The sequence below is a fragment of the Vibrio sp. UCD-FRSSP16_30 genome, from assembly GCF_001676025.1.
GTDB lineage: Bacteria > Pseudomonadota > Gammaproteobacteria > Enterobacterales > Vibrionaceae > Vibrio.
Window position 1 is genome coordinate 162,230 of record NZ_LZFW01000024.1, and the last position, 14,130, is coordinate 176,359.

The window sequence follows — 14,130 nt, forward strand, 5'->3', positions numbered from 1 at the left end:
TTACTGCTCTTTTTTATCCTTATGATGGTTCTCGTCTTCATCAAATAAGATGGTGTGTCCTTGGCGATCAAGGTCTTCAAACTGTTCGGTTTTAACTGCCCAAAGAAACACCGCGACGGCCACGGCCACTAGTATGATTGCTATGGGGATTAGAATGTACAGACTTTCCATTTTTATTTAATAATCTCAATGAGTTAGTAACTACGATGATGGAGCTTGCAGACATGCCCACAACCGCAATATAAGGCGCGACTAAACCACAAACAGCCAGTGGTAAAATCAATAAGTTATATCCAAGAGACCAAGCTAGGTTTTCTCTGATAATTTTGCGTGTTTTGATTGCCAGAGAGCGTGCTTCAATTAATTTATCTAGCTTATCTCCTAACAGTACCATATCTGCTGATGATTTAGCGACGTCAGTACCGCCGCCCATAGCCACCGATAAATGAGCGCCTGCTAGGGTGGGTGCATCGTTGATGCCATCACCAATCATAAGGGTGACGCTGTCACCTTTTAGGCTTTTAAGGTAATCAAGCTTTCCTTGCGGATTGACACTAGATACCACGGTTTCTAAGCCTAGTTGTTTGGCCACCGGCAGCGCGTTAATTTCGTTATCACCGGTTAATAGTGTGGTTTTAATGCCCAGACGTTTGAGTGATTGAATGAAACCTTGACTGCTTTCTCGTATCGGATCGCTATAAGTAAACGTCGCGGCAAGCTCGTCGTCGATGGATAAATACACGGTATGCGCTGTATTTGGCGTGGTTTCATCGCAGACAAAAGCGTGACTACCAATTTTACACGGCTGGTTATCTATCATCCCTGTCAGCCCCGAACCAATGTGGTTTTGCACATCATTGGCATCAATACTTTCATTGCTATATTGCCTAAATGCGGCTGCAATCGGATGGTTAGCATGTGACTCAAGTGCGGCTGCAATGGCCAGTACTTTCTCTTGTTGCCAGTGACCAAAGGTATGGGAGTGAGAAAGGGACACTTTACCTTCGGTTAACGTGCCTGTCTTATCAACGATAACGTGATTAACTTTGCATAAGGTTTCAATCGCATGAGATTTTCTAAGTAAAATCCCCAAATCGCCCATTCTCGATGTAGAGCAGGTAATTGCGGTTGGAGTAGCAAGAGACAGCGCACAAGGGCAGGTAGCAACTAGTACCGCCAGCATAATCCAAAATGCATCATCGGGCTGATTGTAATGCCAATATAGGTAAGTACATGCCGATATAATTAAAATGACGGCCACAAAATATCGAGCAACAATGTCGGCAATTTCAGCAATTTTCGGCTTGGTTGCTTGAGCTTCATCTTGCAGTCGAACAATATTGGCTATCATACTTTCTTGTTTGCGACAGGCCACTTGTAAAGTAAAGGTTTGCTCTCCATTAATGGTGCCAGCATAAACGGTTTCGCCTGTGTTTTTCTTAATATGCAGTGATTCACCGGTTAACATGGACTCGTCCACATAGATGGCTTTGTCAATGACATAGCCATCTGCAGGGACGTGTTCACCTGCCAGTACGCGAACTTTGTCGCCTACATCCAATGTTTTTACGGGAATTTGACTGCCATCTTCCAATGTAGCCATTGCTGGAACCAGTTTCAGCAAGTTGGCACTGGCCGCTGCTGCTTTGCGCCGAGCGCGCATTTCTAAAAAACGGCCCAATAGCAAAAAGAAGGTAAACATTGAAATGGATTCAAAGAAAACTTCGCCACTTTGAGTAAAGGTCGCAATCAAACTGGCGACGTAGGCAAAGATCAGCGCAATAGAAACCGGTACATCCATACCGAGGGTACGGGCGCGTAAACTGCGCCAAGCATTCATATAAAAAGGTAATGCTGAGTATAAGAGAACGGGAGTGGCAAAAATTAAGCTAACGATTCGAAAGTAATGCTTAAACTCAGGTTCCAAGTTACCAAATACTTCCAGATACAGCGCAACCGCAAGCATCATCACTTGCATGGTAGCAAGACCGGCAATACCGAGTTTATACAGGTATTGTTTCATTGCTCGGTAGTAGTTTTCTTCTTGTTTATCCGCTTCAAAAGGGGCAGCTTTGTAACCTAACTTATGAATAGTATTGAGCAGTTCACTTAACTTAGCTTCGGTTTTGTCCCAAGAAAGCAATGCGCGATGGGTTGCGGTATTTACCCGTATTTGCACAACACCTTGGTGTTTGTTGATTTGCTTTTCGATTAGCCAAGCACAAGCGGCGCATGACACACCATCTAGTGACAGGGTAACCTCTGAAATATTTTCATTATTACGCACAAACTCTGCTTGTACCTGTTCATTGTCATAATGAATTAGGGCTTGCAGCTGCTCTGGTACTAAATCGACACGCTCAGCTTTCTCGGTTCGATATTGATAATAAGAGCTTAACCCGCTGTCTATGATGGTCTGCGCAACAGACTCACAGCCAGGGCAGCACATCGTTCTTGGTTCGCCTAAAATTTCAACGCTAAAATGCGTGTTCGCTGGTACATCTTCACCGCAGTGATAACACGAATTATCCATAGTCATTAATTCATTAAAGGAGTGGGTGTGGTACTTGGGAAAGTCATTCGACCTTGAACTAGCCATTGTTCGTTATGAGGTCGTAATTCAATAAACCAAGGGCCTTGTAGAGGCTCATCTAATTGAATTCGGTAGCGGCCAGAAGGGGTTGCCGTCGCGAGATAATCAAAGTCTCTGTCGGCGAGTGTTCTGTGCGAGAATTCGATATCAAGAGCGGGATAGTTAGGTAAATCGCCTTTATCCAATTCAATGATAATGCTGTTATCACTAGAATAAACAACCGCCGATAACTTGAGATCTTGGGCAACACTGACTTTAGATAAATCAATGTTAATCCCTTTGCCTTTTTTATAGTAATCCTCTGAAACGAGGGAAACGGTATGTTGAGACAGTATATAGACGCGAAGTAATGTGCCAAAAACCGTAGTTAAGATGATAATTAAAATGAACCAAGCCCAAAACTGCTTATACCAAGGCTTTACCATAAAAAAGTTCTCTAAATTGGAAGGTGAAGGGTAATTGTATAGAAATGGCAGCCCCCAATTATAGGGGCTGCTATTAGATTGTTACTCTTTATCTGTATTACTTAGGCTCCAGACGTAAGCTGAGACAAGTTGGACTTTTTCTTCGCCCAAAATGTCACTCCAAGGAGGCATAACGCCAACACGGCCGTGAGAAACGGTTTCTGTTACCGCTGCGCGTGAATCGCCATATAACCAAGTGTTGTCGGTTAGATCAGGCGCTCCAAGAGCTGGGTTACCTTTACCGTCTGTACCATGACAGGCAGCACACACAGCAAAACGAGTTTTACCGGCAGCCGCTTCACGAGTATTAACTTTTCGACCAGATAGGGAAAGTGTATAAGTCACCACTTCCTTAATCCCGTCTTCTCCAAGTACGTCAATCCAAGCGGGCATTTCACCAATACGACCATTCATAACGGTCGTCACAATGGCTTGTGGCTCGCCGCCGTACAGCCATGCGTTGTCAGTTAAATTTGGAAAACCAAGTTGACCACGAGCATCAGAGCCGTGACATTGTGAACAGTTTTGCAAAAACAGGCGTTGCCCAACTTTGATGGCTTCTTCGTTGCTTGCGATCTCAGGAATAGAACGTAAACCTGTGCCGTCATCGTTCATTGCCAAAGTTCTAAAGGCTTCACCAAAGTGTGCGTCAGCGTCGTCTAGCTCTTTTGCATATTGATCAAGCTGCTTGTTTTGTTGAGCTCGAGCGATAGAGGCTTGAGACTCTTCAAGGCTTGTCACCGTTTGATCAGAACTTTGCCAGCCTAATAGGCCTTTGTAGTTACCAAGCCCTGGGTAAAGGGCAAGATAAACAACAGCAAAAACAAATGTCGAGATAAATAGGTACGTCCACCATTTAGGAAGATCGTTATTGAGCTCGCGAATACCATCGTATTCGTGGCCCATATCTTCACCCGGGGGCACGCCCATTCTGTCTTTCACACACCAGCGAAGGATGACAGCAACACCAATTAAGGTCCCTACGGTGATGACTGTGATCCAAAGACTCCAAAATGTAGTCATTATTTAGGCTCTCCTTGCTGGTCTTTACTTGAGCTAGGCTCATCAGCAAAGATCATATTTGCGTCTTCTTCGAAGCGAGTTTTACGACTCTTGCCGAAAGCCCACCACACCACACCGGCAAAGCAGACAAATAACACAATTGTCCAGATGCTGTGAATAATACTAATATCCATATTCACTCCTTACTTCATTGCATGGCCAAGAGACTGAAGATAAGCAATTAATGCTTCCATTTCTGTTTTGCCAGCAACATCTTGTTGTGCAGATGCGACTTGCTCATCAGTGTATGGAACGCCAAATTGGTTTTTGAATATCTCAAGTTTCTTCTGCGTCAATTTACCGTCTAATATGTTTTCTTCTAGCCATGGGAAGCCAGGCATATTCGACTCAGGTACAAGTTCGCGTGGGTTAATCAAGTGAACACGGTGCCATTCATCAGAATAACGACCGCCTACGCGAGCCAAATCAGGACCGGTACGTTTTGAACCCCATAAGAATGGGTGTTCCCATACACTTTCACCTGCAACAGAGTAGTGACCGTAACGTTCGGTTTCAGAGCGGAAAGGGCGAATCATTTGGCTGTGACAGACCGTACAGCCTTCACGGATATAGATATCACGTCCTTCCATTTCTAGTGCTGAGTAAACACGCAGGTTTTTAACTGGCTCTGTTGTTTGCTTTTGGAAAATCAAAGGGGTGATTTCCACTAAAGCACCCAAACTGATTGCAAAGACAATCAGTATTGCCATTAAACCGACGTTTTTCTCAACGAGCTCGTGGCGATTTTTCGAATTGTTAGCCATATCAAAATCTCCTATTGTGCAGGCTGAGGAACAGCTTTAAGGCTGTCCTTAGGGGCTTTGATTGTCTTGTAGGTGTTGTAAGCCATCAAGAACATGCCAGATAAGAAGATAGCGCCGCCAATGAAGCGAACAGTGTAATACGGGTAAGACGCTTGAACTGACTCAACAAAGCTATAAGTCAATGTGCCATCAGCGTTCACGCTGCGCCACATCAGGCCTTGCATCACACCAGAGATCCACATTGCCACGATGTACAACACAGTGCCGACAGTTGCTAACCAGAAGTGAACGTTAATTAGACCTACAGAGTACATACGCTCTTGTCCAAATAACTTAGGCACTAAGTGGTAAACAGAACCGATAGAGACCATTGCCACCCAACCTAATGCGCCAGAGTGAACATGACCAATAGTCCAATCTGTGTAGTGAGATAGGGCGTTGACGGTTTTGATTGCCATCATTGGGCCTTCAAAGGTAGACATACCGTAGAAAGACAATGAAACAATAAGGAAGCGTAAAATTGGGTCGTAACGCAGTTTATGCCACGCGCCAGAGAGAGTCATAATACCGTTGATCATGCCACCCCAAGAAGGTGCGAACAGTACCAAAGACATCACCATACCCAACGACTGCGTCCAATCAGGAAGTGCCGTGTAGTGAAGGTGGTGAGGGCCTGCCCAAATGTATAATGATACTAGAGCCCAAAAGTGAACGATTGAAAGACGGTATGAATAAACGGGACGTTCAGCTTGTTTTGGTACAAAGTAATACATCATACCGAGGAAACCTGCGGTAAGAAGGAAGCCTACAGCGTTATGCCCATACCACCATTGCACCATGGCATCGACTGCGCCAGAGTAAACGGAGTAGGATTTCATTGCTGATACTGGAATCGCTAAGCTATTGACGATATGCAGGACTGCAACGGTCAATATAAAGGCTCCAAAGAACCAGTTAGCCACATAAATGTGCGATGTTTTCCGCTTAATGAGCGTTCCAAAGAACACGACGGCGTAAGCCACCCAAACGATAGTGATTGCGATATCGATTGGCCACTCTAGCTCCGCGTACTCTTTACCTGAGGTAAAACCTAAAGGCAGTGAAATCGCAGCGGATAAAATGATCGCTTGCCAACCCCAGAAGGTGAATGCCACAAGTGGGCCACCAAACAAGCGAGCTTGACAGGTACGTTGAACCACATAATAAGATGTGGCGAATAGGGCGCTTGTACCAAACGCAAAAATTACCGCATTCGTATGAAGCGGTCGTAGACGAGAGTAGGTTAACCACGGCGTATCAAAGTTAAGCTGTGGCCAAACCAACTGAGCGGCAATCAAAACACCTACACCCATGCCGACAATACCCCAAAGAATGGTAACTAGGGTAAATTGACGAACTACGGTGTAGTTGTAGTTTTGTTCAAGCTGCTTTTCTTGGCTCATTTGCATGCTTCCAATTATTAATAACTACACTTTTCCAACACAACGCCAACAAGTTGACGCAACGACAAATACCACCAAAAACAAAGGGAAATGAGTTAAAGTTGCTCTGATTCCTAAATTCCGTTTTAAAAAGCGATATTAACAGCAAGAATTATACGGATTTAACATTTGAATGACAGAGACTTAACGATCTGAATCAATAGAGTTTTACTATTTAATGTAAAAAGTTTGAAGTTTGTTACAAAGGGAACATTTAATGGCTGCAGAAAAAATAACCAAAGGGCGTTTAATCCAAATTATCGTGACTTTTTCGGTGCTTATCTTCGTCTTTACATGGCGAACAATTGAGCATGACTCAACAAATGTTATCAATCATCAGCAATGTTGGGCGCAACAGGAGTGCAATATGGTACTGAGTGATAATCAATATCACTTAAAGTACAGCAAAGATGGGCGTCAATTTTCAGTTACTACAGAGGGAATGAAAGGAAATGGAGCTTTAATACAGTATCAGGGGGCTAGCTATCAAATATCAGAGTTTATTCCAATAGAACCTGATAAAACGCTGAAGTTCACTATTGGAAATGGCCTTGAAAGCTTGCATGTAATTGTTAATGACAAGTGAATAGTGGCGTAACGGTCTATATGCGCTTGCCTTTATAGTATTCATTGTTGTCTTCCCTAGTCATAAACTAGATTCGCTTATGTTGTGCTTACCTTCTTAAATCGTAAATGTGCTGCAAACTGTATTTCTGGTTGGTCAGATAATATGACCTCGATAATTACTTTGTTGTATGAAATCTCTAATGGGGGTTGTCACTGTCTAAATAGACGTAATAACGTGATAGCGCTCATGTGAATCTAAATAGCACAGATAAGAGAATGAAAAGACTCTATTAAATACGTTTTATTGAAAGTATTAAAACTCACTTTATATAAGGGATTAATTTAATACTTTGTGATCTTTAAAAGAATAACTCAGATGAATAGATGTATTTTTCATAAAATAAGACAAATAAATTCAACGTAAATCACACTTGTAACATTATGCAACACCAATACTATGTTTTATAGCTACGCTCATTTTGCTTAACAAAAATAACGCAAAATATCGTTACTCTGACGATTAATTGACGAACTTAATAACGGAAGTTCAATCATTTAAAGAGGGAACTATGAAACAAATAAAATATTCTGCAATTGCATCTGCTCTGTTACTTGCCGGTATCTCTACAAGTTACGCAGCCGAACCTATTAGCCTAACCTCCAGTGGTGATGACGGAAATGCGGCAAGCAATACCACTGATAGTGATCTAACTACTCGTTGGTCTGCTAATGGTAATGATGGCAGTCAGTGGGTGCAATATGACTTTGGCAGTGACGTGCCATTAAGTGGTGTGAGCATTGCTTTTTATAAAGGTGATTCTCGTAGTACTTATTTTAGAATTGAAAGCTCTAATGATGCGAGTTCTTGGTCAACAGAAGTCGATTCGGTGAGTAGTGGCGATACAGCAGATCAAGAGGACTTTGCATTTAGCGAGACTGTGACCGCACGTTATATTCGTTATGTTGGGTTTGGTAACAGCAGCAACACTTGGAATAGTGTCACTGAAGTCGACTTTACCGATGGCGATGAAAATGTAGTAGTTGATCCCGACCCAGTTGATCCAGATCCAGTCGAGCCCGATCCGGTGGTTCCAGTTGATGCAGCAGCACTTGCAAGCAGTGATGACGGTAATGTTGCGGACAATGTTATCGATTCAAGTTTGGACACTCGCTGGTCTGCCAACGGCAGCGGTGAATGGGTTCGTTTAGATTTAGGCAGCGAGCAAACACTGGATAATGTGCAGTTGGCTTTTTATAAAGGCAGCTCTCGTCAAAGTATCTTTAGTATTGAAGTCAGTGATGATGACAGTTCATGGACTACAGTTCTTGATGAAACCTATAGTTCTGGTAGCAGTTTAGCTCTAGAAACGTTCACGTTTAATGCAGTGAATGCTCAATACATTCGTTACACAGGTTACGGCAATACATCAAACACTTGGAACAGCGTAACAGAATTTACCGTTTCAGAATCAACAGACCCAGGTGGCGTTGTTTGTGAGGAAGGTTCTTCATTAGTTGACGGCGTTTGTGTCGAAGATGAGGAAGAAGTGACACCAATCACTTGTGATGATGGTTATTCATTAGTCGGTGACGAGTGTGTTGAAGATGAAGTGGTTGTTATCCCTCCTGTGACAGATCCTGTCGATGGACAAACGTACTACACATCAGCTGATGATTTAAATGAAGTACTGGCAAGTGCAGTCGGTGGCGATGAAATCATCATTACTGATAGCGGCGAAATCTCAATTAAAGACATTAGTTTTGATAGCCAAGTATTAATCCGAGCAGAGACTGTCGGTGGATTAAAACTAGAAAATGCCACCATTCAAAACTCAAATAATATTACCTTACAAGGTTTCATGTTTGGACCTTCTAATGACGTGAGCACGCTAGTTAAAATCGTTAACTCTACTAATATCAAAGTTTTACGTAACTACTTTGATCACCTGGACGTCACAGAAGGCCAAAGTTCTTTAGTGGTAACAGAATCAAGTCAATTCATTGAGATTGGTTACAATGAATTCCACGATAAAAATATAAGTGTTGTTGATGGTGCGAAGAATACCGGTAGTTACATCAAGTTCCAGTACGATGTAGATGATACAACGGGTGAAGAGTTAATGACCAAAGATGCTCATATTCACCATAACTACTTTAACAACATTACACCGTATCTTGTCGATGGAACACCAGCAGGTGACTCTGATCGTGAAGCGATTGTAATGGGTATTTCTTCTTCACAAGATATTGAAACAAATCACATTGTTGAATATAACTTGTTCGAAAACTGTGATGGTGAAAATGAAATTCTAACCATTAAAACTTCAGAAAACACTTTCCGCTACAACACCTTTAAGAACTCAATGGGTTCACTGTCATTCCGTTTAGGTTATAACAACAGTGCATACGGAAACTATTTCTACGGTACTGGCGCAAGTGACTCTGTAGAAGATGATAACTACCAAACCGGTGGTATCCGTATCTATGGTGAAGGCCATAGTGTGTATGATAACTACATGGAAGGCTTATCTGGAACCAGCTGGAGATTACCTCTATTAATTGATAATGGCGATACTTCAGATAGTTCAAATGGTGATAGCCATGAAACTCCAACTAACATCAACGTTGCTAATAATACAATCGTAGATAGCACTGGCGGTGGTATTTATATTGGACGTGAAGATAGCAGTTACAAAAATAGTCCTTCGAACATTACAGTGACAGGCAACGTTGTTATTGGTAGTGAAGGTACGTTATTTGGTAACGATGCAGATGATAGTTCAAATACTTGGTCTGGTAACACGGCTTATAATAGCGGCAGCGCTACTGTAAACAGCGGTGGTATATTAGATACTTCTGAACTTGTTGAGTTAACTAGCTCACCATCAGTTTCTAAGCCAACAATGTTAACCGAAAGCGATGTAGGCATTAATGCTAACTAATTAGCTTAACGGTAGCGTGTAAATATAAAGCCAACTCTTTTGAGTTGGCTTTTTTTGATTAAATAGAATATTAAATTATACCAATCACAGTAAGTAAATGATCAGAAATAGCGCAGGAAAAACACTTGAGAACAAGGCGAATATTTTTGATAAGTAGTTATTCTACAATCAAAAATTTCAACGCGGTTATCAAGTGTTTTAACCAGCTAGGCTGATCAGAGATTTACTACGATTGGTATTAAACGACTAGAAAGTGAATGTCGTGTTTAATTTTGTGTATTAATGCTTTAAGAAACGCTCGTTTCTCGCGCCGCCAGAGTACCAAATAAAACACATAAACTGGCAATACAGATAATGGCAAGTAATGGTAAAGACCATGCGCCACTGCGTTGATAAAGGTATCCAAGAAGTGGCGGACCTAAAGTGGCAATGGCATAACCAATACTTTGTGACATTGCAGAAAGTGCCGCCGCTTGTGAGGCATTATTAGTACGCAAGCCGACAAAAGAGATTGAAACAACGAACGTTGAGCAATTACAAAAGCCAAACATCACGGTCCAAAATGTCGCGTATTGCGGGGCGAATAATAACCCAAGGGCCGCAAGAACCACGCCAACGGAGGTGGCGATAAATAACCATTTTGTGTTTTTTAGCCTTGATAGTATGGGTATTAATACTATGCCTGGAAGCATGGTGGATAACTGTAATAGCCCATATATGTTGCCTGCTTCAATTTCATTCATGCCATGATCAAGTAGCATTTTGGGTAGCCAAGCAGCAAATGAATAAAAGGTAAACGAGTTAAAACCTAAAGTAAGAGTAACCTGCCATGCGACAGCGCTTTTCAATAAGCTTCTTATACTAACCAGTTGATGATTATCATCGTGTTGATTATTGCTGTTGCTACAAAACCAAAAAACGAAGGCGCTGACCACAAAGACTAAGTTAAATAATAAAGCCAATTGCCAGCCAGTGAGTGACATAAAGGACTGATGAGATAGTGGCACCATCGCAGTGGATGCCACGGTTGAACCAATGCCCATGGTAAAGATATACAAGGATGTGACAACGGCGATTCGCGTAGGGAAACTGGCTTTTACTGCAACGGGCAGTAAAACATTACCCACTGCAATTCCAGCGCCAATAAGGATTGTCCCTATATATAAGTTGCTAACAGAGCCCGCAGAACGTAGACATATACCCAATAAAATAGCTAAAAGTGCAATGCAAATGCTGCTTTTTAAACCAAACTTCTTCAATACACTGAGCGAAAGCGGAGAGATGATAGCAAAGGAAAGTAACGGCAGTGACGACAACATGCCAAGCATCGTTGAGCTTAGATGCAGTTGAGTCATTATCTGGTCTAGAACTGGCGCAAGGCTAGTAAAGGGGCCTCGTAAATTTGTTGCTAATAGCAAAATGCCAAACAATGCTAGATATTGTTTTCGTGAAAGCGCCACAAGGTATTCCAAAAAAGAGCGATGCCAGAGTATAAAGTACTTCACCGCTGTTGTTGAGCATGAAAACATTACATTACCATCGGCATAATGTGTGACATAGCACTATTTATGTGTACTGTTGGTGCTAGTATTACTTTTTTATGACAGGAACTAAAAGGAATAACAATGTTAAAACGAGTCCTGCCTTTGAGCCTGATTTTTATAATAAGTGGCTGTGCACATAGCAGTAAAGATGAGATTAGCGTCAAAAGTTTTGAGAAAATTAAAGGCTACACAGAAGTCAGTGAGACTCGATTAGACGCTGATGGTGCTAATGGCGAAGATACGTACACATTGATACGTAATGCATTTGGACCACGTTCAATTGAAGCGCCGGACTTGTATGGCAGTGCAAACCATCAAGGGCATCCACACATTACAGAGCTTACAGACCCGAAAATTGGTGACTATTTTAAATTTGTACTTCATCGAGATCTTGATCATGACAGAGACGTTCTATCAAAAAGTGATCGCCAGCGAAATGAAATTAAGGTTTATGGACGTTCAGATTCTTCTCTTAAAGGATATCTAGGTAAAACATTTGAGTATCGTTGGAAGTTTAGAATCAACGATGATTTGAAGGTAACCAGACATTTCACGCATATTTTCCAGCTAAAAGCGGTTAAAAAGTCGGGTAGTGATGCTTTAACAAACTCACCTATATTGACGCTTACTGCCAATATAAGACATGGACGTAGTGGTTTAGAGGTTAGACACGTTGGTTATAACTCAGATCACAGCGGAACAATTAACAATACCTTATATCACACCTCAAAACATAACGTAGATTGGCAAGATGACATCAAAGGTCGTTGGTTTGAAGTTTTCGTCAGAGCCAATTACGCCGAGCAAGGCAATTTAATGATGACGGTAACGCCTGTAGGTGAAACAACACCATTAATAGAAGTACATGAAAACAATATCGAAATGTGGCGCTCAGGTAACGATGCCAATAAAGGTAACTTTGTACGACCTAAATGGGGAATTTACCGTTCCTTAAAAGCAAAAGAGCAGCTAAACGCCACTGAAGATGAGGTCGACTTTGCTAACTTTGAAGTAAAAGAAGTCAAACCTGTCTATTAATCAATAACGTAATTAAGGATGTGCATGTATGTATCATCTTTAATTACCAACCTAATGCACTATAACTAATGCCATGAGCCAATTAAATATAACCATAAACGAAGGTGGTTAATAATAAGCAATTAGAGCATTCGATAAGAAAAGGAGCTGGAGATTTCAAGAACGATTATCGGCTAGGCCAATGATAAGGCATTGATTTAAATTTAGTGGCGTTAATTTTAGATCTTGTCTCAGATAGATGGGAAACATGGATGTAACTGGGCAATTGCACAGATGTACGCGGTTAAAAAAGCAAACGAAGGGACTTGAGCACAGGGTGAGATCACGAATGTTATTTGAACAAAATCAAGTGCATTATCGGAACACCTTTTTGTGGCATGGATACCACAATGAAGCCATCAAGGATGATTTCACGGCGTCTTGTGGAGATGATGAACATGATTGGTCGATAAGTGTTTAGTCATGCGTTCGTCCTAGACTTGAGCATCGATGTCGCCATTGAAAAGTGATTTGCCTGATGTGTCATTTGAATTGTTGGTTCAGTCAATCACGTGAGGCACATAAAATAAAACCGCATGCCAGAACAAAAAACTAAACTAGATTTGAGAATCACTTATATCAAATTTACACATTAATGAGGCTTGTCATCAAATACGACTAAGTGATAGTTAGCTTAGCTGGCAAAGCAATGGAAAGAGTAGAGTACACAATAAAATAGTAAGCCTGATACTAGTTCCAATAAACCATATTTAACATAATATACATAATGCGCACTTTAGTTGTGGGGGCTATTTGATGATGTCAGCTCAATTATTGGTGTTAATCTAAGAATGTTTAAAGACCTAACCACTGATATCGTGCTTAGGTCTAATATTGTCTTGTTATCGTTTCTTTCCGTTAAGTTTTGCACCTGGTAATGCGCTGCGTAAAATATGGCGTGTTTTGTTTGGAACGCCTTTTGAAAACTTCATTCGGTATTGGTTTTGTGATTGATAAACTTTGAGTGTGCCTTCAAATGGTTGCTTTCGTACAATGTCTTCACACTTGTGCAGGAAAGCTTTATCTACTGAGCCTGAATGCGAGCTTACTTGGCCTTGTTTGAAGACAAGTTTCATTTTTGGTTTGTCGTATAATACGATAGCAAAAATAAGTGCTGCGGCGACCAATATGACATACAACATGAGGATCTCCTGTGTTCTATCTACTTAATCAGATAGAAGTTTGTTTAAATCTTCTTTAAGCAAGTTTACTTTTTCATTCGCTTTTTCGCTGCGTTGAGCTTCACTGAGCAGATATTCAATCGCATCAGATAAAGTACAGCCTAATTCGTTCGCTCTAAATGACAGTTTTTCCCAAACTCGATAGTCTAAATCGATGGATTTCTTTCTAGTATGGATTTGTTCTGCGTTAAAGTGACGCTTTCGCTTTGCTCGGATAGCTTGTTTTAGCTTGTTATCGAGCTCAAAGGACATGTTATTATCAATCCATTCCAACACTTGTACGGGCTCATGCTCAATTGCTCGTAAAAGCTCTACGGCGGCAGCATCTATACTACTGTCTAAATGGCGAGTGATGGTTTCTCCCTCTTTCCATTTTTTAATCAAGTAGTTCCACTTCCATCCGCACTCTAGATTTTCAAGTTGTTGATATTTCATGATTCTAAATGTTAGTCCGT

General features: G+C 41.4%; 13 protein-coding genes. 3 read left to right on the forward strand and 10 right to left on the reverse strand.

The genetic code is table 11. The annotated features are described in order from the left end of the window. From ccoS to ccoN, 7 genes are all read right to left on the reverse strand, one after another. Nucleotides 1–171, reverse strand: coding sequence for a cbb3-type cytochrome oxidase assembly protein CcoS (gene ccoS / locus A9260_RS11100; protein ID WP_068698962.1), 171 nt, complete (start codon nucleotides 169–171; stop codon nucleotides 1–3). Next, complete coding sequence (locus tag A9260_RS11105) at nucleotides 92–2,533, reverse strand: heavy metal translocating P-type ATPase (protein WP_068699043.1); 2,442 nt, start codon at nucleotides 2,531–2,533, stop codon at nucleotides 92–94. The genes ccoS and A9260_RS11105 overlap by 80 nt, the downstream gene beginning before the upstream one ends. Before the next feature lie 5 nt (nucleotides 2,534–2,538). Further along, nucleotides 2,539–3,018: a FixH family protein gene (locus tag A9260_RS11110; RefSeq protein WP_068698964.1), complete on the reverse strand. Its 480-nt coding sequence runs from the start codon at nucleotides 3,016–3,018 to the stop codon at nucleotides 2,539–2,541. Between the two features lie 81 nt (nucleotides 3,019–3,099). Further along, nucleotides 3,100–4,080, reverse strand: coding sequence for a cytochrome-c oxidase, cbb3-type subunit III (gene ccoP / locus A9260_RS11115; protein WP_068698965.1), 981 nt, complete (start codon nucleotides 4,078–4,080; stop codon nucleotides 3,100–3,102). Beyond that, nucleotides 4,080–4,253 (reverse strand): cbb3-type cytochrome oxidase subunit 3, encoded by a 174-nt coding sequence (locus tag A9260_RS11120; protein WP_068698967.1) that lies wholly within the window; start codon nucleotides 4,251–4,253, stop codon nucleotides 4,080–4,082. The genes ccoP and A9260_RS11120 overlap by 1 nt, the downstream gene beginning before the upstream one ends. Nucleotides 4,254–4,262: 9 nt before the next feature. After that, nucleotides 4,263–4,883, reverse strand: a complete 621-nt coding sequence (gene ccoO, locus A9260_RS11125) for a cytochrome-c oxidase, cbb3-type subunit II (RefSeq protein WP_068698969.1) — start codon at nucleotides 4,881–4,883, stop codon at nucleotides 4,263–4,265. A gap of 11 nt (nucleotides 4,884–4,894) precedes the next feature. Next, nucleotides 4,895–6,331, reverse strand: coding sequence for a cytochrome-c oxidase, cbb3-type subunit I (gene ccoN / locus A9260_RS11130; RefSeq protein ID WP_156684043.1), 1,437 nt, complete (start codon nucleotides 6,329–6,331; stop codon nucleotides 4,895–4,897). Nucleotides 6,332–6,581: 250 nt separating this feature from the next. Between ccoN and A9260_RS11135 the strand changes: the two genes are divergently transcribed. Both A9260_RS11135 and A9260_RS11140 read left to right on the forward strand, forming a co-directional pair. Then, nucleotides 6,582–6,950 carry a hypothetical protein gene (locus A9260_RS11135; RefSeq protein ID WP_068698973.1) on the forward strand — a complete coding sequence of 123 codons (369 nt, stop codon included), beginning with the start codon at nucleotides 6,582–6,584 and terminating at the stop codon, nucleotides 6,948–6,950. Between the two features lie 550 nt (nucleotides 6,951–7,500). Next, complete coding sequence (locus A9260_RS11140) at nucleotides 7,501–9,873, forward strand: discoidin domain-containing protein (protein ID WP_068698975.1); 2,373 nt, start codon at nucleotides 7,501–7,503, stop codon at nucleotides 9,871–9,873. Between the two features lie 287 nt (nucleotides 9,874–10,160). Here the strand turns inward: A9260_RS11140 and A9260_RS11145 are convergent, their stop codons facing one another. Beyond that, nucleotides 10,161–11,333, reverse strand: coding sequence for an MFS transporter (locus A9260_RS11145; RefSeq protein ID WP_068698977.1), 1,173 nt, complete (start codon nucleotides 11,331–11,333; stop codon nucleotides 10,161–10,163). 165 nt (nucleotides 11,334–11,498) lie between these two features. Here A9260_RS11145 and A9260_RS11150 point away from each other — a divergent pair, with 165 nt between their 5' ends. Next, nucleotides 11,499–12,455 (forward strand): hypothetical protein, encoded by a 957-nt coding sequence (locus tag A9260_RS11150; RefSeq protein WP_068698980.1) that lies wholly within the window; start codon nucleotides 11,499–11,501, stop codon nucleotides 12,453–12,455. 881 nt (nucleotides 12,456–13,336) lie between these two features. On the opposite strand, the gene A9260_RS11160 is transcribed toward A9260_RS11150, so the two are convergent. Both A9260_RS11160 and matP read right to left on the reverse strand, forming a co-directional pair. Beyond that, nucleotides 13,337–13,636, reverse strand: coding sequence for a DUF3634 family protein (locus A9260_RS11160; RefSeq protein ID WP_068698984.1), 300 nt, complete (start codon nucleotides 13,634–13,636; stop codon nucleotides 13,337–13,339). A 24-nt stretch (nucleotides 13,637–13,660) separates the two neighbouring features. Further along, entirely contained in the window at nucleotides 13,661–14,110 is a 450-nt protein-coding gene (matP, locus tag A9260_RS11165) for a macrodomain Ter protein MatP (RefSeq protein ID WP_068698986.1), read from the reverse strand. Between the last annotated feature and the right edge of the window lie 20 nt (nucleotides 14,111–14,130).

Bases quoted from the DNA above. Each gene is read 5' to 3' on its own strand.
- A9260_RS11140 (WP_068698975.1), top strand. From the start codon at position 7,501: ATGAAACAAATAAAATATTCTGCAATTGCATCTGCTCTGTTACTTGCC.
- A9260_RS11105 (WP_068699043.1), bottom strand. From the start codon at position 2,533: ATGGATAATTCGTGTTATCACTGCGGTGAAGATGTACCAGCGAACACG.
- ccoS (WP_068698962.1), bottom strand. From the start codon at position 171: ATGGAAAGTCTGTACATTCTAATCCCCATAGCAATCATACTAGTGGCC.
- matP (WP_068698986.1), bottom strand. From the start codon at position 14,110: ATGAAATATCAACAACTTGAAAATCTAGAGTGCGGATGGAAGTGGAAC.
- A9260_RS11160 (WP_068698984.1), bottom strand. From the start codon at position 13,636: ATGTTGTATGTCATATTGGTCGCCGCAGCACTTATTTTTGCTATCGTA.
- A9260_RS11110 (WP_068698964.1), bottom strand. From the start codon at position 3,018: ATGGTAAAGCCTTGGTATAAGCAGTTTTGGGCTTGGTTCATTTTAATT.
- ccoN (WP_156684043.1), bottom strand. From the start codon at position 6,331: ATGCAAATGAGCCAAGAAAAGCAGCTTGAACAAAACTACAACTACACC.
- ccoP (WP_068698965.1), bottom strand. From the start codon at position 4,080: ATGACTACATTTTGGAGTCTTTGGATCACAGTCATCACCGTAGGGACC.
- A9260_RS11135 (WP_068698973.1), top strand. From the start codon at position 6,582: ATGGCTGCAGAAAAAATAACCAAAGGGCGTTTAATCCAAATTATCGTG.
- A9260_RS11120 (WP_068698967.1), bottom strand. From the start codon at position 4,253: ATGGATATTAGTATTATTCACAGCATCTGGACAATTGTGTTATTTGTC.
- A9260_RS11150 (WP_068698980.1), top strand. From the start codon at position 11,499: ATGTTAAAACGAGTCCTGCCTTTGAGCCTGATTTTTATAATAAGTGGC.
- ccoO (WP_068698969.1), bottom strand. From the start codon at position 4,883: ATGGCTAACAATTCGAAAAATCGCCACGAGCTCGTTGAGAAAAACGTC.